This is a genomic window from Shewanella salipaludis (assembly GCF_012911865.1).
Taxonomy (GTDB): Bacteria; Pseudomonadota; Gammaproteobacteria; order Enterobacterales; family Shewanellaceae; genus Shewanella; species Shewanella salipaludis.
Genome location: NZ_JAAXYH010000010.1, coordinates 26,546 through 50,451, shown reverse-complemented (window position 1 = coordinate 50,451; position 23,906 = coordinate 26,546). Strand labels below are relative to the sequence as shown.

Annotated in this window: 19 protein-coding genes, 1 pseudogene and 1 riboswitch; of the genes and pseudogenes, 8 read left to right on the top strand and 12 right to left on the bottom strand. The window is 55.7% G+C overall.

The window, feature by feature from the left end; translation table 11 throughout:
* Positions 1 to 26 precede the first annotated feature (26 nt).
* The 4 genes from moeB to HC757_RS13535 all read right to left on the bottom strand — a co-directional run bounded on the left by moeB (position 27) and on the right by HC757_RS13535 (position 6,397).
* Positions 27 to 818: a molybdopterin-synthase adenylyltransferase MoeB gene (gene moeB, locus HC757_RS13550; RefSeq protein WP_169564913.1), complete on the bottom strand. Its 792-nt coding sequence runs from the start codon at positions 816 to 818 to the stop codon at positions 27 to 29.
* A 13-nt stretch (positions 819 to 831) separates the two neighbouring features.
* Positions 832 to 2,085, bottom strand: a complete 1,254-nt coding sequence (moeA, locus tag HC757_RS13545; RefSeq protein WP_169564912.1) for a molybdopterin molybdotransferase MoeA — start codon at positions 2,083 to 2,085, stop codon at positions 832 to 834.
* A gap of 152 nt (positions 2,086 to 2,237) precedes the next feature.
* Positions 2,238 to 3,323: an efflux RND transporter periplasmic adaptor subunit gene (locus tag HC757_RS13540; RefSeq protein WP_169564911.1), complete on the bottom strand. Its 1,086-nt coding sequence runs from the start codon at positions 3,321 to 3,323 to the stop codon at positions 2,238 to 2,240.
* Positions 3,320 to 6,397, bottom strand: coding sequence for an efflux RND transporter permease subunit (locus HC757_RS13535; RefSeq protein ID WP_169564910.1), 3,078 nt, complete (start codon positions 6,395 to 6,397; stop codon positions 3,320 to 3,322). The genes HC757_RS13540 and HC757_RS13535 overlap by 4 nt, the downstream gene beginning before the upstream one ends.
* 267 nt (positions 6,398 to 6,664) lie before the next feature.
* Here HC757_RS13535 and ftnA point away from each other — a divergent pair, with 267 nt between their 5' ends.
* The 3 genes from ftnA to HC757_RS13520 all read left to right on the top strand — a co-directional run bounded on the left by ftnA (position 6,665) and on the right by HC757_RS13520 (position 8,543).
* Positions 6,665 to 7,195, top strand: a complete 531-nt coding sequence (ftnA, locus tag HC757_RS13530; protein WP_169564909.1) for a non-heme ferritin — start codon at positions 6,665 to 6,667, stop codon at positions 7,193 to 7,195.
* A 242-nt stretch (positions 7,196 to 7,437) separates the two neighbouring features.
* On the top strand, positions 7,438 to 8,010 hold the full coding sequence (locus tag HC757_RS13525) for a hypothetical protein (RefSeq protein WP_169564908.1): 573 nt from the start codon (positions 7,438 to 7,440) through the stop codon (positions 8,008 to 8,010).
* Between the two features lie 5 nt (positions 8,011 to 8,015).
* Positions 8,016 to 8,543 carry a hypothetical protein gene (locus tag HC757_RS13520; protein WP_169564907.1) on the top strand — a complete coding sequence of 176 codons (528 nt, stop codon included), beginning with the start codon at positions 8,016 to 8,018 and terminating at the stop codon, positions 8,541 to 8,543.
* Between the two features lie 427 nt (positions 8,544 to 8,970).
* Here the strand turns inward: HC757_RS13520 and HC757_RS13515 are convergent, their stop codons facing one another.
* Genes HC757_RS13515 through HC757_RS13505 form a run of 3 tightly spaced genes read right to left on the bottom strand, consistent with a single transcriptional unit; the run spans position 8,971 to position 10,112 of the window.
* Complete coding sequence (locus tag HC757_RS13515; RefSeq protein WP_169564906.1) at positions 8,971 to 9,192, bottom strand: hypothetical protein; 222 nt, start codon at positions 9,190 to 9,192, stop codon at positions 8,971 to 8,973.
* Positions 9,189 to 9,620, bottom strand: a complete 432-nt coding sequence (locus HC757_RS13510) for a VOC family protein (RefSeq protein ID WP_169564905.1) — start codon at positions 9,618 to 9,620, stop codon at positions 9,189 to 9,191. The genes HC757_RS13515 and HC757_RS13510 overlap by 4 nt, the downstream gene beginning before the upstream one ends.
* 39 nt (positions 9,621 to 9,659) lie before the next feature.
* Entirely contained in the window at positions 9,660 to 10,112 is a 453-nt protein-coding gene (locus tag HC757_RS13505; RefSeq protein ID WP_169564904.1) for a helix-turn-helix transcriptional regulator, read from the bottom strand.
* Between the two features lie 295 nt (positions 10,113 to 10,407).
* Here HC757_RS13505 and HC757_RS13500 point away from each other — a divergent pair.
* Positions 10,408 to 10,530, top strand: a pseudogene (locus HC757_RS13500) (integrase core domain-containing protein); the annotation flags it as partial.
* Between the two features lie 346 nt (positions 10,531 to 10,876).
* The gene (locus tag HC757_RS13495) at positions 10,877 to 12,700 is read left to right on the top strand and encodes an ATP-binding protein (protein WP_169564903.1); all 1,824 of its coding nucleotides are present in this window, start codon (positions 10,877 to 10,879) and stop codon (positions 12,698 to 12,700) included.
* Between the two features lie 608 nt (positions 12,701 to 13,308).
* Here the strand turns inward: HC757_RS13495 and ribB are convergent.
* Positions 13,309 to 14,022, bottom strand: coding sequence for a 3,4-dihydroxy-2-butanone-4-phosphate synthase (gene ribB / locus HC757_RS13490; RefSeq protein ID WP_169564902.1), 714 nt, complete (start codon positions 14,020 to 14,022; stop codon positions 13,309 to 13,311).
* 140 nt (positions 14,023 to 14,162) lie between these two features.
* Positions 14,163 to 14,366: riboswitch (FMN riboswitch) on the bottom strand.
* Between the two features lie 334 nt (positions 14,367 to 14,700).
* Between ribB and HC757_RS13485 the strand changes: the two genes are divergently transcribed.
* Both HC757_RS13485 and HC757_RS13480 read left to right on the top strand, forming a co-directional pair.
* Positions 14,701 to 16,809 (top strand): S9 family peptidase, encoded by a 2,109-nt coding sequence (locus HC757_RS13485; protein WP_244623550.1) that lies wholly within the window; start codon positions 14,701 to 14,703, stop codon positions 16,807 to 16,809.
* A complete protein-coding gene (locus HC757_RS13480) occupies positions 16,806 to 17,090 on the top strand; it encodes a GIY-YIG nuclease family protein (protein ID WP_169564900.1) in 285 nt (94 codons plus the stop codon). The genes HC757_RS13485 and HC757_RS13480 overlap by 4 nt, the downstream gene beginning before the upstream one ends.
* A 70-nt stretch (positions 17,091 to 17,160) precedes the next feature.
* Here the strand turns inward: HC757_RS13480 and HC757_RS13475 are convergent, their stop codons facing one another.
* Positions 17,161 to 17,913 carry a DUF4097 family beta strand repeat-containing protein gene (locus HC757_RS13475; RefSeq protein ID WP_169564899.1) on the bottom strand — a complete coding sequence of 251 codons (753 nt, stop codon included), beginning with the start codon at positions 17,911 to 17,913 and terminating at the stop codon, positions 17,161 to 17,163.
* Between the two features lie 395 nt (positions 17,914 to 18,308).
* On the opposite strand from HC757_RS13475, the gene HC757_RS13470 reads away from it, so the two are divergent.
* The gene (locus HC757_RS13470) at positions 18,309 to 19,673 is read left to right on the top strand and encodes a hypothetical protein (RefSeq protein ID WP_169564898.1); all 1,365 of its coding nucleotides are present in this window, start codon (positions 18,309 to 18,311) and stop codon (positions 19,671 to 19,673) included.
* A gap of 87 nt (positions 19,674 to 19,760) precedes the next feature.
* Here the strand turns inward: HC757_RS13470 and HC757_RS13465 are convergent, their stop codons facing one another.
* From HC757_RS13465 to HC757_RS13455, 3 genes are all read right to left on the bottom strand, one after another.
* Positions 19,761 to 21,668, bottom strand: coding sequence for a M14 family metallopeptidase (locus tag HC757_RS13465; protein WP_169564897.1), 1,908 nt, complete (start codon positions 21,666 to 21,668; stop codon positions 19,761 to 19,763).
* A gap of 205 nt (positions 21,669 to 21,873) precedes the next feature.
* The gene (locus HC757_RS13460) at positions 21,874 to 22,857 is read right to left on the bottom strand and encodes a hypothetical protein (protein WP_169564896.1); all 984 of its coding nucleotides are present in this window, start codon (positions 22,855 to 22,857) and stop codon (positions 21,874 to 21,876) included.
* Positions 22,858 to 22,921: 64 nt separating this feature from the next.
* Positions 22,922 to 23,641, bottom strand: a complete 720-nt coding sequence (locus tag HC757_RS13455; protein ID WP_169564895.1) for a hypothetical protein — start codon at positions 23,639 to 23,641, stop codon at positions 22,922 to 22,924.
* Positions 23,642 to 23,906: the final 265 nt, after the last annotated feature.

The window sequence follows — 23,906 nt, the reverse complement described above, 5'->3', positions numbered from 1 at the left end:
TGGTGTTCCTTCTCTTTTAGCAGATCCTATTCATCCTGGCTGGCCGCTTTGCCGCATACCCGGCAGTCGGGCCGCTTGGGCAGCTGCAGCTCGCGAAACTCCATGGTCATGGCATCCAAGAGCAAGACGCGTCCCGTCAGTGGCCTGCCCATATGGGTCAGCAGCTTGATGGCTTCGACCGCCTGCAGGCAGCCTATCATGCCGACCACAGGTGCCAATACCCCGGCCTCGACGCAGCTCAGCTGCTGTTCACCGAACAGGCTGGCGAAACAGTGGTAACAAGGGCTGGCGACTGCTTGCCCCCGCTGGCGGAAGTCGAACACTGTCACCAGGCCTTCCATGCGGATGGCTGCGGCCGACACCAGCGGCAGTTTCTGCCGCAAACAGCTGAGGTTGAGCTGCTCCCGCACCGCCATATTGTCGCTGCAATCGAGCACAAGCTCATGCCCGGCGACCAGGGCGTCGAGTTGCGTCTGCTCCAGCCGGGCGTTGATTGTCTCCAGCTGGAGGTGGGGGGCGAGCTTGCTCAGGCTGTCCCTGGCGGAGTCGACCTTGGGCCTGCCTATATCCTGGTCGCCATGCAGCACCTGGCGTTGCAGGTTGGAGGCCTCGACGGTGTCGAAATCCACCAGGGTCAAGTGACCCACCCCGGCCACCGCCAGATATTGGCCGGCGGCGCAGCCCAGGCCGCCGAGCCCGAGGATCAGCACCCTGGCCTGTTTCAGCTTCTCCTGACCGTCGATATCCATGCCCTTGAGGGAGATTTGCCTGCTGTACCTGATGAGTTCGGCATCGCTGAGGATCTCTTGCCCTGTCATGACTCTGTCTCTCTCAACATAGCACAGAGTTGAAAGGTTCGACCCTGACCCTGGCGCCTATGGGGGTATCCCCTTGTTCCTGCGCTAAAATGATGAAGCAATTGGCCAGGCTCATGGAGGTCAACATGCCGGAGCCCTGGGCGCCCGTGACTGTGACTTCGAGTTCACCCGTTGCATTGCGGCTCAGGATGCCGCGCTGGTATTCGACCCGTCCGGCTTGCTTGCGGATCTGGCTTTTCAGGGTGGCATCCAGCAACAGTGGCAGGGTCTGGGTCAGACCCTGCATCTTGTTGAGCAGGGGCCAGACCAGCTTGTAGAAGGTGACCATGGAGGACACAGGGTTGCCCGGCAAGCCGCAGAAGATGGCGTCGCCTATCTGCCCCATGGCGAAGGGCTTGCCCGGCTTGATGGCGAGTTTCCAGAAGCTTATCTTGCCTTCTTCTTCCAGTATTTGTTTGGTGTAATCGGCGGCGCCGACCGAGACCCCGCCCGACGTCAGCACCATGTCGGCCTGGGCCGCGGCGCTGCGAAAGGCCTGGCGCAGTGCCTCGGGTTCGTCGGCGACCACGCCCAGATCCAGCCAGTCGACATCGGCGCGGCTCAACAGCCCCTGGATGGCATAGCGGTTCGAATCGTAGATCTGTCCCGCTGCCAGGGGGCTGCCCAGTGGCCGCAGCTCATCGCCGGTGGAGAAGAAGGCCACAGTGAGGCGGCGATAGACGCGCACCCGGGCCACGCCTATGGTGGCCAGCACCCCCATCTCGGCGGCGTTGATTCTGGTGCCAGCATTGAGCACCTGGGTGCCGGCGGCCACTTCCTCGCCGCGACGGCGCACATTGGCGCCCCTGGCATGGGGGGCCTCTATCCGGATCCACTCGCCCTCGACCCGGATCAGTTCCTGCATCTGCACAGTATCCAGCTCGGGCGGCAGAGGTGCGCCCGTCATGATGCGGATACAGGTGCCTCGGGGGCAAGTGCCGGCATAGGGATGGCCGGCGAAGGCGCTGCCGACCAGGGTGAGACTAGCCTCTTGTTGCCCTTGGCTGTGGACTAAGTCGTCGAAGCGAAAGGCATAACCGTCCATGGAGGCGTTGTCGAAGGGCGGCAGGTCTATTGTGGCGGCCTGATCTTCCGCCAACACCCGTCCCAGGGCCTGGGCCAGCGGCAAGACCTGGGTCTCGGTGAGCGGTTGGACTCTTTCGAGCAGCAGCGGCAGCGCCTGGTCCGGGTGCATCAGGCTGGGTTGAGCGCAGGGATCTGTTGGCATCTGGCTTCCTTGATGGTGGCCCGCGCCCGGGTCATCCCATGGGCGCCGGCGCGATAAATGACTTGAGTCCATTATGCCAGTCTCGTCGAAGAAGACTATGTTCCATAGGCTATTTTTTAGTAACCATGGCCAATGGCCGGCACGCTTCGCCGCTAGCCGGCCGAGGACGCTGCCACGGCCGGGGCTTGCAGCTGCACCTGCTGGCCATCCTGCAGCGTCTCGGCGCCGCGGACTACCACGCTGTCGGCCTCTGTCAGTGCGCCCTGGACCGCAATCCAGTCACCGGCGCCGTCGCCCAGGGTCACAGGCACCTTCAACGCCTTGGCGTCCTCGTCTATCTTGAACACGAAGGCGCCGCTGGATCTCAATACTATGGCGTCTCTTGGCACCAGGGTGGTGAGTTGCTTGGGGGCGATCGGCAGTGCCAGCGACACCAGCTCGCCGACACTGAAGCCATCCTGGATCTCCAGCGGCAAGTCTATCCTGGCTTCGAAGGTCTGGGAGCGGACATCCGAGACGGGGATCAGGCTGCGGATGCGGGCCTCGAATTCCCCCTCGCTATGGTAGATCTGCAGGCTGTCGCCGACCTTGACCCTGCGGCTGTGTTTCAGCGGGGCATGCAGGCGGATTTCCAGCTGCTCGGGATCTGTCATCGCCAGTACGGCTTCGGCGCGGCCTATGTCTTCACCCGCCTGATGCTGCCTGGCCGTGACTATGCCGCCGAAGGGCGCCTTGATCCGGGTGCGACTCAAATCGTCTTCTATTATCTTGAGTTGGATCTGCGCCAACTTGAGGTTAGCCGCCGCCATGTCCCTGTCGGTCTCGGCCTTGTCCAGCTCAGTCTGCGAGGCATTCTTGCTGGCGAGCAGCTGCTGCAGGCGGCGGTAATCACGCTCCAGTCGCACCAGGGTAATGCTTTCCCGTTCGATCAGTGCCTCTTGCTCCGCCTGTTGCAACCTCAGACGGCTTTGGTCCAGCCGGGCGACCGTCTCGCCGGCCTGCACCCTGGTGCCGGCCTCGGCAACCCATTCGAGGCGGCCATCGACCCCGGCCGTCAGCTCGGCGCTGTTACGCGAGTGAACCGAGCCTATGACCATGATCTTGGGTGACAGGGGGCGATTCTCGACCCGAACCACGCTGACCAGGCGCGGCGCTTCGGCGGCCAGCGCCGGGACGCCGGCACCGAGCAGCAACAGGGAGGCCAGCAGGCCGCGCAGGGGAAAGGAACTGGGGCTCATGGGGTAACTCCTTGGACTAAATCGAGAGACTGCGGCCCGGGCCTGTGGGTCAGGCGCAGCAGGCTCGGCATCAGGACTAAGGTAAAGAGGGCGCTGAAGCTCATGCCGCCCACTATGACGGCGGCCAGGCCGCGATAAATTTCACTGCCGACGCCGGGCACCAGCATGAGTGGCAACATGCCGAAGATGCTGGTCAGCGTGCTCATGTAGACGGGGCGGGCGCGGGTCGCAACCGCCTGATAGATGGCCTGTTCCAAATCCAGGCCTTCGCGGCTGCCCTGGCGGGTCTGGTCTACCAGGAGTATGGCGTTGTTGACCACCAGGCCGAGCAAAATGATGAAGCCTATCATGGTCAGCAGATCCAGGCTCTGGAAGCTGAACAGATTCAGCAGCCGCAGGCTGATGACCCCGCCACTGAGTGCCAGTGGCATGGACAACAGGACCAGCAGGCTGTCTTTGGCCGACTTGAACATGGCGGCCATCAGGAGGAAGAGGATGAGCACGGCCAGCAGGAAGTTGGTGCCCATGTCTGTGATTGTCTGATCCAGCTTGTCGGCGCTGCCGCGGAACTTGACGGCGCTGTTTGGCGGCAGGGTCGCCTGCAGATCCTTCAGGGTCTGGCCGCGGAGTATCTCCATGGCCTCATCCAGCGACATATCGTCGGGCGGGAACACCAGCAGGCTGACGCTGCGTTTACCGTTCACCCGCTGCAGCTGGGTCGGGCCTACGGTGCGCTTGAAGCCGGCGAGTTCGCCCAGGGTCTGAATGCCGGCGGAGGCGGTGTAAATCGGGGTGGCGGCCAGCTGCTCGGGCACTGTCCACTTGGGGCCCTTGAGCAGCACGTCCATGCGCTCGTTGCCATCGAAGTATTCGCCGACGAACAGCCCTGAGGTATAGGCGCGCATGGCGTTGGCTATCTGGCTGCGATCGACTCCTGCCTGTGCCAGGCGGCGTTCGTTGGGGACCAGCTGCAGCTCGGGCTGGGCCATGGACAGCCCGGGAATGGGCCGGACCACGGCGCCGGGCAGGGCGCTTTTGATCAGCTCCATGCCGCTGGCGGCCGAGGCCATCAGCGCCTCCATGTCCGAACCCTGCAGATCGATATTGATGGCACGGCCGCCGTTGAAGCCAAACTGCAGCAGCGACCCTCTGTTGGTGAAGGCCTGGGTATCGGGCAGGCCTACGAGGATCTCATCGTTCAGCAGCTTGATCATGGCATCGGCCTGGGTGGGATCCTCAGGGTAGATGAAGAGCACGTTGAAGGCCGCATACATGGAGAAGTTGTAGCCATGTATGTAGGGCTGCTTCTCCTTATCGTAATAGGGCTTGAGGCGGGCGATGATGGTATCCCCTATTTCCTTCTCCAGGGTCTTGACGCTGGCGCCGGGTGGCAGGGAAAAGAAGGCGAAGATGCCGTCGGACTTGGCCTGGGGCAAGAAGTCAGGCCTGGGCATGAGGCAGGCAGCCAAGGCACCTGCGCCTATGACCAGGAGCGCACACCAGAAAGCGGCTAAGCTGCGGGTCGAGGTCAGGCGCTGGACCAGCAGGGTGAGCCGCTGCCACAGGCGTTCGTTTTCCGGTTTGAGCGGTAATTTGAGCCATAGCAGGCTGAATACTGGGATCAGTGTGATGGCGCTGAAGAAGGAAGAGACCACTGCGACCGACAGGGTCAGTGCCAGATCGGCGAACAGCTGGCCTTCAACCCCCGGCATGAAGAGTATGGGCAGGAAGATGGCGACAGTGGTGGCGGTCGAAGCCAGCAGCGCGCCCCTGACCTGGGCCGTGCCTTCGAGTATCGCCTGGGTCTTGCCCTTGCCCTGTTGCAGCAGGCGCACTATGTTTTCCTGCACTATGATGGCCGCATCCAGCACCAGACCGACGGCAAATGCCAGACCCGCGAGGGAGATCACATTCAGGGTGCGGCCCATGGCATCCAGCGCCATGAAGGCGATCAACAGGGCCACGGGTATGGTGGAGGCGATCATCAGGGTCGCCCGCAGGTTCCGCAGGAAGGCGTAGAGTATGATCAGCGCCAGCAACACCCCGATCCCCAGGTTGCCCTTCACCAGCAGTATGGCCCGCTTGATATGCACAGAGGCATCGAAGGAGAGATCCATCACGAGTCCAAGCTGCTTGAGGCTGGTCTCGTTGAGTTCGGCAATCGCCGCATTGACGCCATCGAGCACGGCCACCGTATTGGCGTCGAAGGTGCCTTCTATCGTCATATAGTAGGCGGGATAGCCGTTGCGTTTGGTGAAGCCCTGTACCTCGGCGTTGCCTATCTCCACCTCGGCCAGCTCGTTCAAATAGACGGGCCGGCCATCGTTGTAGGTGACTATCAGGTTGCCGAGATTCTCCGGGGTATATTGGCCGACGAAGCGCACCGTATATTGGCGCCGACCGACGTTGGCCGTGCCGCCCGAGATATCTGCGGCGCGGGACAGGGTATTGCGCAGCTGATCCAGGCCGATCCCCAGGGCGGCGGCGCGATAGGGATCGAAGCGGATATGCAGCTCCTTGGGCAAGCGGCTCTGCAGCCGTACCGAACCTACCCCTGTTATCTGTCTCAGCCTGGGTTCGACCACATCGTCGATCAGTTTCTGGTATTGGCCGAAATCTGTTGCCGGGTTATCAGGTGCCATGCGGATCAGTATGGAGGCCAGGTTCGGGGCGCCGTTGCCGCCGCCGACATTGATGAAGGGCTCGTTGGCGTCCAGTGGTCTCGGCGGGGTCTGATTGAGGGCGTTGATCACATTGATCATCGCCTCCTGCATATTGCTGCCGACTTCGAAGGTGAGGGTCACACCGCCGAAGCCCTGGGAAATGTTCGAGGTCATCTCTATCACCCCAGGCACCCGGCGCAGCACATTTTCCTGGGGTTCTATGATGTTGGACTCCATCTCCTGTGGCGCGGCACTGCGCCAGTTATTGGAGACGGAAATTTGTGGCCTCTGGATATCCGGCAACAGCTGTATGGGTAACTTGGCGATGGCGAGGATGCCGAAAACGGCGATCAACAGCAGGCTGACCAGAGTCCCGGCGGGGTTGCGTGTGCTTATGTTGGTCAAATCCATGGTAAAAGAGTCCGCTTATCCTGTTGAGCCGGTGTTAAGAATGTCGAATTCTAGTGCCTATTGGCGTCGGCTTCTGTCTCTTTTGGTTAGCAAATGTTACAGGAGGCCGGTGACGTGGCCGGCGCCCGGTATCCATGGGCTGCATGAATCCTAATGCGAATAATTTATATTTATCAATCAATTTGTTAGCTAAAGATTGTTGCTTTTACGGCCTGGGTTTATACAATAGTCCCCCTTTGAATGGGCCTAAGGCCGTGAGGATTTATTATGCTGGCACAAGCCATGATCGATAAGTTGAATGAGCAGATCAACATGGAGTTCTTCTCCTCCAATCTCTATCTGCAGATGAGTGCCTGGTGTGAGGATCAAGGCTTCGAGGGCGCTGCCAAGTTTATGCGCAAGCATGCCGACGAAGAGATGGGCCACATGCGCCGCCTGTTTACCTACGTCAGCGAGACGGGAGGCCTGCCCTTGATAGGGGCCATAGCAGCCCCCCAGGCACAGTACGCTTCCCTGCTGGCACTGGTCGAGCATACCTATGAACATGAGCAACTGATCACCCGCAACATCAACGCCTTGGCCCATGCCGCCTTCAGCAACCAGGATTATTCGACCTTCAACTTCCTGCAATGGTATGTGGCCGAGCAACATGAAGAAGAGAAGCTGTTCAAGTCGATAGTCGACAAGATCCGTCTGGTGGGTGAGGATGGCAAGGCGCTGTTCTTCATAGATAAAGATTTGGCCCAGCTGGCTAACGAGAGCGGCGAAAGCATAATGAATGGCCAGGGCAGCCTCTAGCCGTCTTGAGCAAGATACAGCAATAAAAAAAGCAGCCGAGGCTGCTTTTTTGTTTTTTGGGAGCAACCAAAACCTGTGGGGAGGCGGCCGGGAAAGTCATGGGCCTTCGGCTCCTCAGCTTTTACAGAGCGTCGAACCCATGGGATGCTCACTCTGCCGCCGAACGCAACATTGATAGTCATTATCATTTGCTATAGCATCGGGGTCTTACGCAACGCTGGTTTAAACAAGGAAGATTGAACATGGCAACAAAAAGCGGAAAATATTGGGTTACCTGGGCCAACACCAACGCCAAAAACAGCACCAATATTGATGACCTCGACACCACTTTTAAAACAAACGTAAAGGCATTTAAAAAGGCACTCGAAGATGCTGGCGCGAAAATCGTTATTTCAACCACAAAGCGCAGCAAGAAACGGGCGTACCTGTTCCATTGGTCATGGAAAATATCCCAGGGGAAATGCAAACCCACCGACGCGCCTAAAATGGTGGGTGTAGATATAGAGTGGGATCATGGTGATATTGCAAAAAGCAAAGCTGGCGCCTTAGAGATGGTGAATGGATTTGGCCTTGCCGTGCCGCCTAAAAGCATCAATGCACCATCCTTAACCAGCAATCACATTGATGGCAAGGCAATCGACATGACCATAACCTGGGCTGGAAAGATAAAGGTCAAGAAGAAAGACGGGAAGGAAGCTGAAGTGACCTACTTCCCTAACGCAAATAACAACCTGATTCTGCATGCGGTAGGCGATTCCTACAGTGTTAAAAAGCTGAAAACCGACGCTCCTCACTGGTCGCATAACGGAAGGTAATGGACATGAAAATTAAATCATTGATCTTTATTTCATTATTTGTATTCATTGCCAGCTGCAGTGTTCAAAACGTCAATGCACTCCCCATAGAGAGTGCTGTTGGCTGGCTGCATGGAAACTGTCTGGCGATTCAAAATGACGCTTTGAAAAGTAACGATCTATTGAATATCGTTTTACTTGAAAATGAACCGGCAAAGGCCGCGGCCAGGATATCGGGAAAAGCGCAAGACGGAACATCCTGCTACGCGCTTATGGAAGATCGTCGCGACATTAATCAAAGCGCCGGCTACACCTTCTATACAGTGAAGGCCGATGCCAGTATAAACCTGGCCATCGCCATAGTTGCCGCTGCAAAAAACAAGAAGCTTGTGGCCGCGCTAAACAATAACCTGGCGGGATTTACCTATTGTTCAAGCAACGAGGGCGTCCACTACAGCATGTGGAGCAAGTCGCCATACACCAGCGAAAAACTCTGGAGTGCATATTATTATCTGGGCTACGAAAGCGAAGCCGATTGCCCAGCACTCCAGTAGTTAGCAAAGGGTCAAGTTCAGGGTCTATGTCGATCACTTGTTATCTTGTTTCTGAGTGAACGCAAAAGTCGAAGGAACACACCAGAGAGGGCACTGTTGCGCCTGATATAAGAGCAGTGCAAAAGGTCGCTCTATGGCATCCCTGTCATCGCGACATTAGTGCATCCCTGCACTGCACCCACGGCAGGTGATGGGGTGCTAACTCACTTTGCAGCTACACCAGGCTTGTGGGTCACACTTTCTCTGCCGAGAGTTCTATCATTGATGAGCGGCCTTACGGCCGAGACAGTCGTGGGCTTTCTGCCCCCTTGGTTTAAATCCAGAGCCGACCAAGAGGGGATCAACAGCAATCCCCTCTTGCCTCTCGCTCATAAGCTCGAAATCGAAGATTTCATTCGCCCATGCACCTGCGGCAGCACCCATAGGGTTAGCTGCTGGTATTGTCTTGTCGCTTGGCCAGGTAAGGCTGTGCGAACAGGTATAGACCGGTAAGCAGCATTAAAAACAGTGGGGGGAGTGGCGAGTATGTTATCCACGGCGAGGGCTCTGCAGCATCTACGGCTCTGGCTGCAAAGTTGGCGATCACTGTCATTGTAAACAGGATAGATAGCCAACGGTGGCTTTGGCGGATCCAGAGATTCCAGTTCATTTCGAGCTCCTTGATTGCGGCTTGGCAGCAGTTTCTATCATCTTCCATCCGTTGCCGGACGGATCCCGAAAGCCGGCATCCACCCTGCCATAGCGTTCCACGGGTTCCTGGGTAAATTCCACGCCACACTCACTCATGCGTGCGTAAGCAGCGCGGCAGTCATCCACCGCGAGTACCAGAGGTGGCATGGCACCCTTGGCGACCATTTCATTCAGAGTCTGTGCTGTTGCCGCATCATGCACAGGTGGGCCGGGTTTAAACAAACCCAGCTGGAAAGCAGGCTGCTCTGGATGCTGAACCGTCAGCCATCGATAGTCGCCATTGCGAACATCCGTATGAAGGATAAACCCCAATTTCCCGACGTAGAATGCGAGTGCTTCATCCTGATCCCGCACATACAATCCTGCCGTGTTTACACCTCTAGTCATAGCACCTCTAGTCATAACACCCCCTCCCTTAGATTGGACTCATAGCTTGCCAGCAGACTTAAGTCGGCGCTTCTCCAAAACTGCTATATTGAGGTTCGGGCGATCGACGGCGCGCATGACGCATTCGGGCATGTCTTGGCGAGCGTCTGAAATCGAACTTGTACGCGCTCGAAACTCTCCTGGACTCTCGCAGGTAATGTCATTGAAAATGCGCCCAAAGGTGCCGACACTGTTCCAGCCGGTTCGAAAAGCAATTTCTGTAATGGGCAGGTCTGTGTCCCTGAGTAACGCAGTGGCTCGCTCTATGCGGCGTGTGAGCAGGTAACGGTGTGGAGGCAAGCCGAAGGCTTTTTTGAACTCTCGTGAAAAGTGCGCCACCGAAACCGCGCTCACCTGGGCCAAGCGCTCGACCGTCCAATCCTCGTGGGGGGCGCCATCCATGCGATCTTTCGAGCGCAACAATCTTCGCAATAACTCAGGACTTTGACTCATCTCATGCCTAACATTTCAATAGTGCGAATGCGCATCTGTGCATAGCTCCAATGAACACCAAGTTATCACAAGTTACTGTTGTGTAAAGCATTGAATTCGAGTGTCGAACTTTACGGCTGAACACATGTGTGTTTGTGCCTCTTCATGAGCAGCACAGGCTCTCGTCATGCCAAGGCTCTGCAGCAACTTCAAAGGGGACTGGTGTTTTCTGTGGCCACGTAGGCCATTTGTTGTCTTGTTTTTGGGAAGCATGGTGTGTGGGGGGAGTCTGTTCGCCGCCGGGTAAGCCAACACAAATGCCTTATTAGAAAGTTTTAACTGTAAGTTTCGGGATGCCTGCCTCAACCAACATTGGTTTAAGGGGGTGAACGAAGCGAGACAGGAAATAGCGCATTGGCGGACATATTATAATGAAGTGTAACCGCACAGCTCACAGAATTATCTGTCACTAAGTGAGTTTGCAAAACGGATGGCACAATGAGGGAATTCTTGCAGGGTTACTGGTATTAATCTAGGGAAAGGTCAATGTGACTCGAACATTGACAACTTAATTTAGTCCAGTAGAGGTTGCCAAATCAGGCTACTTATGCTGAGTGTCTTTGTTTTTCTTTTTTATTGCTCAAATATTAGTTTGCCGCTATGTTGGAACCATGTGAATGGATGTGCATGTCTATTCTGTTTTTAGGTACATAGATAAAATTATCACCAACCTCCCTGCGGGGCCAAGTTTTCTTAATAAGGAATATCAAAAGGAGTATGGTTGAATGTTTCAAACTTATGAGCTTAATAACGAACAAGCTGAAAGGATTCGAAATATTGGAGAAAGCTTTTTAGTCGATGTAAAATCGAAGGAAATACGACCATCTAAACTATCTGAAACCGTTTCAGCTTTTGCTAATGCCGGAGGTGGAGACCTCTACATAGGAATAACTGAAAACAATGATAATTCAAGAGGTTGGGTTGGGTATGATAGTGTTGAGGAAGCCAATGACTTGATTCATGCTCTTGTACAAGCTCACCCTTTCGCCAATCATATCTCATTTGAATTCCTTTCCAGTCTAGGCTACCAAGGTTTTGTCCTACATATCACAGTTTCAAAAGTTAAAGAAATAGTAAAATCTACCAAAGGAGAAGTATTTGTCCGTACAAACGCTGGGAAAATAAAGATAATTACCGGTGAGCAGATGAAACGTCTTGAATTAGACAAGGGAATATCTACCTTTGAGGATGAATTAGTAAAGATTAATGTGGAAAGTATAGAGAACAGTCTCTCAATAATTAGGTTTATGGTCAACGTTGTTCCTAACTCTGAACCATTTACATACCTTAAAAATCAACAATTAATCGAAAGTGAAAAAGCAAAGGTTGCCGGGATACTACTTTTTTGTGATGAGCCAGCAGTATATATTCCGAAGAGATGTAGTGTGAAAATAATGCGTTATAAGACAAAAGATGAAATGGGGAGAGAGTTTTTAAATGAGATCCCTCATACTATTGAAGGTGACGCATATACATTAATATTCGAGGCCGTACTAAAGACTAAAAAACTTATAGAAGGCATTAAAAAGTTAGGTAATAAAGGGCTGGAAGAAATAAAATATCCTCATGACACCCTTCATGAGATAATAACCAATGCAATTCTTCACCGAGATTACAGTATTGTTTCTGACGTCCAAATCAGAATATTCGATAATAGAGTGGAAGTAGAAAGTCCTGGAAAACTCCCTGGTCATGTGACTATTCAAAACATTCTCGATACTCAAAGTGCAAGAAATCCAAGACTGGTTAGACTAATAAATAAGTTTCCAAACCCACCAAATCAGGATGTTGGGGAGGGACTGGATACTGCATTTCGGGCTATGAAAGATCTTCGTCTAATGGCTCCTAAAATTGAGGAGAAAGACAATTCTGTATTGGTATCAATCTTTCACCAACCTCTGGCTTCCCCAGAGGAATTGGTGTTGGAATATCTAAAAGAGCATGATGAAATTACCAATAAAATAGCAAGAGATCTCACTGGAATTAAAAGTGAGAACGGTATGAAAAATGTCTTCCTGAAACTTAAGTCAAGGTCGATAATTGAGCCGACACCGGGGAAAAAAGGTTCTCTATCTTCTTGGAGGAAAACACAAGAAAATATTATTGAAAAATATAAGGTAATTAACGGTAGGCTTACAAATGTTGATAATGCAATTAATTCAATAAAGCCGGATGAACTAGAAAGCTATAAGGTCAGTAATACCGAATATATTCCCCTAATTTTCATTGGTTTAGTTATTAGAGCGATCCTGGGGTACTCTGAATCAACAGGGGCTGAATTAACTTTTGTGATTAATAGATATTTAGTTGATGAGCACAATCAAAAGTTTGCCAACAATGTATCTCGCGCACTTAGAAATGAAAAAATCATGATTCAAGAATGGATTAGTTATAAGACTTTAAATTCATTGTCCAATAAAAAATCATTTTCGCTTTCTGAAGGATGGGATAGTCACTGGGTAACAATTTTTAATACGGAAATCCCAAATGAAATAGTAAGCTTAATAAATGAGATAAATACAAAAAAACAAATTGACCTAATTGTTTAGTTAACTATAAAAAGTCAATGTAGCCATTCAGTACAAAAAAATAAAGACAGGACAGGCAAAACAATTTTGAAACCCGAATGCTTCAGTAAACACTGAGGTCACAGAAATACACCCTCCCCATCGAAGCGGCCGAAAGGCGTTGGAGCAGATGAGCGTGAGCGAGGCAAGGATGCCGAGCTAGCCTCAGGTGAGCCAGGGACGGCGAATATGAGGCGCTAGCTCAGATGCCCATAAGCCAGAGGAGTTGTCCGCTTCGTCGGGGCGTCATGGTGGATGCAAGGAGGATAGGACGAGCAGTCCTCCTTGCTCGGGTGTGGGCTGAAGGCCCACGATCTTAATCCAAACGCAGTTTGGAACAAGCAAGATGCTAGAGTCTAAGGAGGCCGGATTCAATAAAATCCAGGATAGGCATAACTCCGAAGTTATTCGATTAAGTGTTAGTTGCTGCCACAGATGAGAATGTGAAAATCGGGTTGATTAAGGCCAATAAGCAGGTTTTCGGGGGTGGGGGACTGTAGCGATTGATATGCTTTAGCCAAGTGAGCTGACAAAAAATCCCCCGGCATTAGCGGGGGATTTTGTCATGGCGGCGTTACTGCGGCGGCTTGTTAGCCGACCTTGGCCAGCAGTGACTCTTGATCAAGGGGCTTTGCGCTAAGGGCTTCTTGGCCAAGGGCTTCGCGGTAGACCACTATGTCTTCTATGGTCAGCACAGGCATATTGTGCAGGGCGCCGAAGGCGATGATCTCCGGCAGACGGGCCATGGTGCCGTCCGGGTTGGTGACTTCACACAGCACGCCGGCGGGCTTGAGGCCGGCCAGTTGCATCATGTCTATGGTGCCTTCGGTATGGCCGCGACGGCTGAGCACGCCGCCGGGCTGGGCCCGCAGCGGATACACATGGCCGGGACGCGCCAGGCTGCTTGGGGTGGCATCGTCGGCAATCGCCGCCTTGATGGTGGTGACGCGATCCGCGGCAGATACCCCGGTGGTGACCCCGACCTTGGCCTCTATGCTGACGGTGAAGGCGGTGCCGTACTGGCTGGAGTTATCCTCGACCATGGGCGGCAGGTCCAGGGCTTTGATTCTTTCATCCGGCAGGCAGAGGCAGACTATGCCGCTGCATTCGCGGATGAGCATGGCCATCTGGGCGTTGGTGAGTGATTCGGCGGCGAAGATCAAATCGCCTTCGTTCTCCCTGTCTTCATCGTCGACGACCAGGATACCTTGGCCTTGGCGCAAGGCAGCTAAGCCCGCTTCGACTCTTTCTATGGCGGTGCCGAAGGCGGCGAGCAGTGAGGGGCTGTGTAAAGACTGATCCATGATTAATATCCTCTTTAATACGACATTGGAATTTCCAGGATCAGGGCGTGCAGGAATAGCGCAGCGACGGCCGGGCCGCGTTTGCGTATCATAAGAGCTGGGCAGCCGGGTTGGCCCAGGTGGCGGGCTCGGCTGGCATCTCATATTCTCTTCCATCCGGACTCGGTCAGCAGGACTGCTGAGCATTACCGTCGGCTCTGGAATGGCACCCGAGTCTGCGGGTGAGGCACCAGATCTGCTGACCCCAGGCAAGGCCTGGGCGCTCGCGGGCTTTCATGGCTGCAACTTAAGTTGCAGCCTGATTTACCGCCGGTGGGGAGTTTCACCCCGCCCTGAGAATTGTGCTCCAGCCAGTCCGAATGATGTCATTCGGGCAGGATAAAGCGCGCATATGGTGCACCTTATCCCCGGGGATCACAAGGCAAGGGGGACTTTTAATGGCGGTATGGGTTGCCTCGACTGTAATTTCTGCCTGACGGATTGCACTCGGGCACCGCCGGCCTCTATCATGGGCGTCATACCAAGGCCATGTGGCCGGGCTGCCATACGGGCCTCGATGATGAACAGGGACAGAGGCAAACACTTTGCCCTAAGCTTTGGGGCCGCAACAGGGAAGGTTCAATGAGACGTTACACTAGTATCTTTGTCATATCACTTTCAGTCATATCGGGTGTCATTATGTCCTTAAGCGCTTGCACTACCTCCGGCCCAGCGACAGTGGCCGCTCCCAGGGCGGAACAGAGGCCCCATCCCATGAGTCTGCATGGGGTAACCCGCAACGACGAATACTATTGGCTGCGGGACGACGCCAGGCAAGATGCGGCGGTAATCGCCCACCTGGAGGCCGAGAATCGCTACGCCGATCAGCAGCTGGCGCCCTTCCAGGGGCTGCGGCAACGCCTGTTCGACGAGTTGGTCGGGCGGCTGGAGACAGACGAGTCGAGCGTGCCTTATCATTGGCAGCGGCATTGGTATTATCGCCGTTATCAGACGGGCGGCGAATATCCCCTCATAGGACGCAAGACCAGCCTGGAGGCGCCTGAGCAGCTGATGCTGGATGTCAATCTGCGCGCCGCCGGGCATGAATTCTATGGCCTGGGAGGGGTGGCCGTCAGCCCCAATGAGCGCCTGCTGGCCTTCGGCGAAGATACCCTCAGCCGGCGTATCTACCAGATCCATTTTAAGGATCTCGACACGGGCGAACTGCTGGGCGACGTGCTCGAAGGCACAGAGGGGCGGGTCGTCTGGGCCAATGACAATCTGCATCTCTTCTATATCGCCAAAGATCCCCAGACGCTGCTGGGGTTCCAAGTGTTTCGCCATCAACTGGGCACCCCCCAGAAGGAAGACGTACTCGTCTATGAAGAGCAGGACGATACCTTCTACATCTCCCTCGGCAAGAGCCTGGATGGCACCCGGCTGGTCCTGCTGCATGAGAGCACCACCAGCAGCGAAGTCTCGCTGCTCGATGCCGACAATCCTCTGGGCGAGTTCCAACCCTTCCTGCCGCGGGAAGCGGGCCATGAATATTCCATCGCCAAATTGGGCGACGACTATTATGTGCTGAGTAACTGGCAGGCCACCAATTTCCGCCTGCTGAAGGTGGCGGCGAGCGACAGCGCCGACAAGTCCAAGTGGCAACAGGTGCTGCCCTATGCGGCCGATGTTCGCATCGAAGACGTCTTATTGCTCAAAGACTATCTGGTGCTGCAGACCCGTGAGCTTGGCATCAGCCATATCAGGGTGCATCCCCTGGACGGTGCGGCGCCCTTCGAGCTGGAATTCGACGAGGCCGCCTATGTGCTGGGGCTGGATGTCAACGCCGAACAGGACACGGACAAGCTGAGGATCTATTACTCCAGCCTGACCACCCCAGAGTCCATATTCGAATACGATCTCGGCCGGCCCGGGGAGCGGCGCCAGCTCAAGCAGGAGCGGGTGCTGGGCGGCTTCGATGCGCAGAATTATCGCTCCGAGCGCCTGTTCATTCAGGCCCGTGACGGGGTGCAAGTGCCTGTATCTCTGGTGTATCGCAAGGATAAGTTTCGCAAGGATGGCAGCAATCCCCTGTATCAATATGGCTATGGCGCCTACGGTCACACCATAGAACCGGACTTCTCCTCCTCCGTCATCAGCCTGCTGGACAGGGGCGTCGTCTATGCCATAGCCCATGTGCGCGGCAGCGAAATGCTCGGCCGTCCCTGGTATGACGCCGGACGCATGTTCAATAAACAAAATACCTTCAACGATTTCATCGATGTGACCCAGGCATTGACGGAGCAAGGCTATGGCGATAAACGGCGTGTGCTGGCCGCCGGCGCCAGTGCCGGTGGCCTGTTGATGGGCGCCATCGCCAACCAGGCGCCCGAGCGTTATTTTGCCATCGCCGCCCATGTGCCCTTCGTCGACCTGGTCACTACCATGCTGGATGAGTCACTGCCGCTGACCACCAACGAATATGACGAGTGGGGCAATCCCAACGACAAGGCCAGTTTCGACTATATGCTGAGTTACTCCCCCTATGACGGCGTCAAGCGCCAGGCCTACCTGCATCTGCTGGTGACCACAGGCCTGCATGACTCCCAGGTGCAGTATTTCGAGCCCGCCAAGTGGGTCGCCAAGCTGAGGCAATACAAGACGGATAGGCATCAGCTGATCTTCAAGATAGACATGGAAGCCGGGCATGGCGGCAAGAGTGGCCGTTATCGCCAATATGAGGACACGGCGCTCGAGTATGCCGTCTTCCTCGGCTTGTTATTCCCGGATAGTGAAGCGGGCCAGGAATGACCGCAGCTGTCTGGTCGCTATACATGATACGTTGCGCCAACGAGCATCTCTATACGGGGATCACCACGGATGTCGAACGCCGCTTCCTCGAGCATAGCAGTGGCGGGCCCAGGGCGGCCAAGTACCTGCGTGGCAAGGGGCCATTGACCCTGGTGTACCGCGAGGCTGTGGGTAGTCATGGCGATGCCCTGCGGCGGGAACTGGCGCTGAAGAAATTGCCCAGGGCCAAGAAGCTGGCGCTGCTGGGGGTGGGAAGCGTGCCGGCGCTCGACCCGGCCTAAGGGGTGGGCAGAAGCGAGCCGGTGACCCGGCATAACCGGGCGGCCGACACGCTCTGCGCCGGGAAGTCTGTCAGGGCCTGCTGACGGCGCCCTTTATCTGGTCGAAGCTGACCTTGCCCGAGCCGGCCTCGAGTATGGTCAGCCCCAGGGTATTGCTGACCTCTATGTTGCCCGAGCCGTCGCGGATTTTGACCTTGCCCTGAATGTCGCGTATGTCCATGTTGCCCGAGCCATCGTCTATCTCTATGTCGCCCGTTACCCGGCTTATGTCTATGGCGCCCGAGCCATCTTCTATTTCTATGTCACCCGTTATCTGGCTGATGACTATGGCACCCGAGCCATCATCTATCCTGAGGTTGTTGCCACCGACTATCTTCAGTGCGCCCGAGCCATCCTTGACTCTGATGTCGGCGCTCATGCCTGCTATCGCTATGCCACCCGAGCCGTCGTCCAGGTCGAGTGCCATGGCCGCAGGCAGCTGCACTGTCACATCCATGTAGGGAGAGTCGTGACTGCCGAAGGAGAAACCCTTGGCCTGTTTAACATCTGCGACCAGTTTGGCCTTGCCGGCCTGGCGTTCTAGGCTGAAGTCGATCTTTGCCCCGTCGTCGCTATAGATATCGGCCTTGACCAAGATCTGACTCAGTCCCTCGACGCCTTGGATCTCCAGGCTGCCGGCGCCCGTCCGGGCGACCAACACATGGATATCTGCGGCGCTCAGCTGCAGCTCGCGCTGCTGGTGTTCGCTGGCCGCGTTGGCGTTGGCCAGGTAAGAACTCAATGACACTGTTATGGCGGCGGCTAGTATGGCTGGAGCTTTCATGGGTTATTCCTCTGTATTCTGTGCCGGGCATGGGGCCTATGCCCACACCCGGGTGTTCCCTGTCGTTTCTCTCTCGGTTAAAGCACAGAATGTGCCAATATATAACTATATGATTTAACGCTATAAATATTCTTCACCATGAGTCTGGTCGCGTTTTAACAAGCTATCCATGGGACAAAAAACCAAGTTTTAGCGAATTTGCCCATCTTTTTTACCCATCTTTGCCCGAGTCGCCGCAGCCCGTCTTTGGCTGCCCCTTTAGCCCATTTGCGGCATGGCGCCCTGTTGACACCAGGCTGCGGAAGTCTTGCGGCTTTTTACATTGGTTGACACTGATTTACCCGCCACCGGGGTCATAGCAGTGCAAATGTAATTAATGGGTTAATGGAGTGATTATGAAAAGAAAAACAGTTTGCGGTTATCTGGCCCTGCCTCTGATCTGTGCCGCCTTGGTCGGCTGTGGCAGCGACAGTGAGAGTGGCAGTTCAGATGTGGCCTATGTCCAGTACTATAGTGCGTCACCCAACAGCAGGGCCACAGCCCTGGTGCTCGACGACTATGAGTATGCCGCCATAGACTTTGCCGATGCCATGCCAAGGTATGAGTACAACACAGGCAATGCCGAGGTCAGCATCCTGGGGGCGGATGCCGACGCCGATGAGATGAGCCTGTATTCGGAGACGCTGAACCTGGCCAGCGACAGCAACCATTTGCTGGTGTTATTGGGTGACTATCTGACACCCGAGTTGCTGGACGTCAGCTATTCGCGCAGCGAGATGGACAGGCTCAATGCCGATGCAGACAACGACTACAGCAAGATGCAGCTCCTGGCCGTCAACGCCGCAGCGGATGCCGCGGCGTTCGATGTCTATGTCGCACCCGCGGGGGCGGATTTCTCCCAGGCGCAGATGTTGGGCAGCCTGGCCTATAAGGATTACACGGGCGAGCAGATGTTCGATACCGGCGACTATGTCGCTTACCTGACGGAGGCCGGCAGCACCAAGATCTTCTATACCACAGGGATCATGGATTTCAGCAGTGAAACCGTCTACAAGCTGGTGATACGCGCCAGTTTCGGTGCGGGTGAACTCAAGATCACCCTGGACAGTGTCGACTCCACCAGTACCCCCGTGAACTATGCCGCCCTGGAAGCCGTCGCCGAATACCGGGTCTACAACGGTCTGGCGGATAAGAAGATAGATGTGCGACTCGTCAGCAAGCAGGAAAGCCAATACCTCTATGATGTCGCACCCGGGGCGGTGACCGACTTCAGCCAGACGGCGTTCGACGATTATGGCATCACTGTGTCCGACAGTGACTCCAAGGCTGGCTTGTTCGATAACCTGCTGGTGACCTTCAATCAGGACGAGAGCAAGTCTGTGTTGATCTACGTCGATGCCGATGGCCAGACCCAAGGCATGGTGATCGCCCATGACTGGCGCCCCAGGGCCTTCGAGTACAAGGTGGATATTGCCAACCTTGCCAGCGACTATGATGACTTGAAGGTGTATTTCGTGCGCGCCTCAGAAACCATAGACACGGCCGCCTACAGCCTGGGGGATCTGGACTTCGCCGAGCAGGCCAGCATCACGCTACCGGCCGACGACTATGAGATCAACATAGTGCATAAGGCCGACAACGGCACTCTCACCCTGGTATATCAATCCGCGGCCATAGCCCTGGATGGGAGCAGCAATTACAGCTTGGTGCTGACCAGGGACGAGGCCAGTCCCCTGGGGCATAAGCTGGCCTTGCTGTAACCTGCAGCGAGTCCGGCTGCTGGCCTTGATGCAAGGGACCTAGAGTACCGGCTGTCCCAGAGAGCCGGGCTCATAACGCCGGCTTGCTCAACGTGCCTTGAGCACAGGGTAAGTCAGGTACTGGGCATCATAATAGGGGCTGCGCTCATAGAACCAGCGCAGCCTTGCCTTGGGATCGGCGGCGAACCTGGGGTCTGCCAGTGCCTGGTCGAACTCCTGCCTGAGGCGGGGATCCTGCGCCAGCATCTTGGCCGCCAGAGGTTCTACCGCATAATCCTCTATATATTCGGTGCGGGTAAACACGGGATTGAACAAGCCCCACTGAAACAGGGAATCCGCTGACTGAGGCTCCAGCAACATGATGGCCAGATCCCCCAGGGGTTGGTCCGTGCTTATCTTCATGGTCCCTGGGGCTAAGGTGCGGGTGACCCGCTCGAGTTTGACATCGGCACTGACTCTTTGATGCCCCTCGTAATCCCGGGGGGCAAATTTGGGCTCGCCCAGACTATACTGCTGCAATTGCAGCGTCTGTGGCTTGGTCAAGGGCGTCATGCGTATGCCATGCAGGCGCAACTTGTCTATCACCTGGGTCCACTGTGGCGGCACATAATAGGCCGATGGGCGGACTATCTTGATGTCGGCCACTGTATCACCGAACACGGGCAAGTTAGGGTAGAGCCTGGGGGTGCCGAGCCAGCGCACCACAGGGGCACCGCTGATGGGGCTCTGCTCCAGGCGATAGTCTATGCCCTTGAAGTCCCAGCCCTGCTCCTGGGGGGCGCTCTTCCAGCTCAGGGTGACCAGCGGCGAGGCGCGGTACTTATCTTCCTGAATGGCCGACTTGAGGCGGGTGGCCTGCGCGCCGACGGTCTTCAGCGTTTGCTCCAGCATGACATAGGTGCCCAGCACCCGCTGTTTGAAGGGCTTGAGGCTATGGTTTTCTATCAGTATGGTGGGCAGATGGCGGGCGTCGCCATAGCCGTTGGAAAACCTCGGGCCGGCGCGCCACAGGGACATGCCCTTAGACAGATCGCCGTTGTCCAGGGCGAAGATGAGCCTCCCAGGGATGTGTCCCTGGGCCGTCAGTGCGGCTTCGACAGCGGGTCTATAGTTATTTTCCAGCCACAGGTAACTCGCCGGACTCAGGCCCTTGGGCAGGTTATAGCCGAAGGTGACATCGTATTGATAGTCTATGCCGTCGGTCACATGCACATCTATGTAGAGCTCCGGCTGCCAGAGATTGATGGCCGTCAGCATGTGCTGCATCTCCAGGGTATCTGCCTTGGCATAGTCGCGGTTCAGATTGAGGTTGTTGGCCGTGGTGCGCCAGCCCTGTTTCACCGGCCCACGCTGGTTGACCCTGTTGTATGCGCCGCTGCGCTCATGGGCGTCGACGCTGAAGATGGGCACCAGCAGCAGGTTGGCCTTGTCGAGCAGCCCGGCCTTGTCCCCCAGAATCATGTCCCTGAGCAGCATCATGCCGGCATCTTTGCCATCGATCTCCCCGGCGTGTATTCCCGCCTGGACCAAGATACTGGGTTTGCCGTGCCGTTTCAGGCTGGCGGGGTCGGCCGCGCCCTCGCTCGATGCGACTAGCATCCAGATATCCCGCCCCTGGGGGCTCTTGCCCAGGCTGACCTTCTGCAACTTGTCGCTCCGGGCGACCAGTTTATCCAGCCAGACGAAGGTGTCATCATAGCTGGGGCTCTCCAGCCCGCGGCTTTGCTCGAATGGGGTCGCCCAGGCCGCTTCCGGTGCCAGCATCAGGGCCTCACTGGCGCCATGCCACTCTGAGTGCGGCGGCAGTATGGCATCATTGATGAAAGTCGCGTCGGGCAGGGGGGCTGCGGCCGGCACTGTGGCAAGATCCGGCGCCGCCCGGGTTTTCGCGGCCAAGGTTTCTGAGGCCAGGGTTTCCGAGGCCAGGGCCGGGCCAGCCGCCGAGATAGAGGCAAGCAGGGTCGCGACCAGGATGGGGAGGGAGAAGAGGCGCATGGGCAGGTGTCCGGTGATGGCGTTATATTGGATTGATATCTTTCATTAAAAGCACTGAGAGTGCAAGGGAGCCGGCTGGATAATACGGCTTAAATCGACGCGCCGAATCCGGCCTGGGCTTGCCGTGTCCGTGCTCGAAAATAGCCTATGCCCGTATGGGGCGCACCTTGGTGTCAGCCGATGCGGCAAACAGGTCAAGCAACGGCTATTGCTCGGATACCGGCTGTGGGCCGGCATGGGGCAAAGGCTGCGTGTTAACCTGGCCCCCGGGTAGCGCCTGGGCGGCTGCCGGCTTGGCATCTGGCTGGGGGTTGAGCGCCTGTAGGGTGATGAAGGTATCCCGGGAGTCTTGTTCACTGCTGAAACTCATCCATACCCGCTGGGCGCCATCGCCCTGGAATTGAATGCTGAGGTATTGAGGCAATTCCCCCTGTGACGGCTGCTCGACGCGATAATCCAGATCTCGCTTGACGGAGCCGAGCGCAGTGATGAGTGAGGTGACGAACGCTTGTGCATCGACAGCCGGGTTAACTATGTAGATCACTGCGTTATGCTGCTGGAATTGAATGACGAGGGATTGATTGTATTTGTTCTCTAGGGTGAGCTGATACCAGGAACCTTCGGGTACCGCATAGTCGCGGTTATGTTTCAGCAATGGCGAAGGCTTGCCATCATCCGGCAGTCGTCTGTTGCGCAAGCCCTCTGTGTTGGTCGGCATGTCGACGCTGCCAATGCAGCACTCGATACTGCCGCTGCTCGTCTGAGTGATCGCCGCCGAAATGGTGGTGGTATCCCGGCCTGACACCAGCACCAGAGAGGCGGGGCCTTGATTGCCCTCGGTCCCGGGCACAGTGACAGTCACCGGCGGCTGCGAGTTGCTCCAGACCAGGGTGACGTCGACATTGTGATCACTGGGCGAGCTGTTGTACAGGAACAGGCAATACAATTGCCCCGACTTGAGCGTACTGCAGACCGCGGTTTCGCCTCGGTTAAGGTTGATCAGCCGGCCATCGTCCCAATCGATGAGATTGTCGTCTTGAATGGCGGGCATGGCCCAGGCATCGAGGAAGTCATAGTTGCGGCAGCTGCTCAGCATGCCGGTGGCGACCAGCCCCAGGGAAAGCCGCAGAAAGGTTCGGCGCGGAATATCCGGTCGCGAGTCATCTTTGGGGAAGGTTAGATTTTTCATAAATAAATCAGGCACCTTTTCGATGCCTGATCCATTCATTGGCGCACGTTTTCACAGACGTCAGTTACATGTACTGAGCCGCGATGGAGGAGTTGTTTGAATTTTGACCGCTGTCGGCATTCATCCACACCTTCTGCTGGCCATTGCCCTGATCTTGATAGGTGATGGTCTGAGGTGTCGAATCCGACTTCACTATCTGATAAGAACCGAGGCCGGGCGCGCCTTCTTTCACCGAGCCCGTTGGCACTATCACGGTGGCAGGATCACCGACAGGATTGTTGATGAACACATTCAGGTAGTTTTCGGTGAATTGGGTCGAGATGAACTGAGTCACGGGGCTGTTGAGCGTCAATTGGTACCATTGACTCTTGGGCACGGCATAATAACGATAACACTTGTCATAATGCTGTTGTTCGCCATTGAAAGGCAAGGACTGATTGTGCAGGCCCGAGGTATTGGTCGGCATGCCGACGCTGCCTAACCAAGCGGTCACTTTCGAACCTTGCTGCTGGCTGGTAATCGAAATAGAGACCGTTTGGGTATCTGTGCCTGAGACCAGAGCCAGGGCCGCCAAGCCCATGTTGCCCGTGGTGCCTGGTACAGTCACTGTTTTTGGTGGGTAGAGGTTACCAATATTGACGTTGACCCCTATGTTGGCATCTTCGCCTGCCGAGTTGTAGAGAAAAACCGCGTAAAGCTGTCCCTGCTTCAGATTGGCACAGGTCAAGGTGTCACCACCCGTCAGTGTCGATACTGCGCCATCATTCCAGTTTATTTCACTCATAGCTAATTCCTTTAGAGTTGTGGACCAGGTAAAAATTCCAATTTCCCGGAAGTTTTACGTCCGACGTAACACCATGTCACGCTTGCAAGTTTGTTTGAGTTGCCGTCAAGGATTGTGGCCGCAAGACGCTAGCGTGCGGTCAGTCCATGGACAGAAAAATTGTAGGTAGTAATTCCCGGCGGTGCCGAGTTTTTTAGGATAATTTTCATTCTGCTTTGAGGCCCTGGTCTGGGCAATCCGCACAACTCACTGTTGCAGCGTTAGA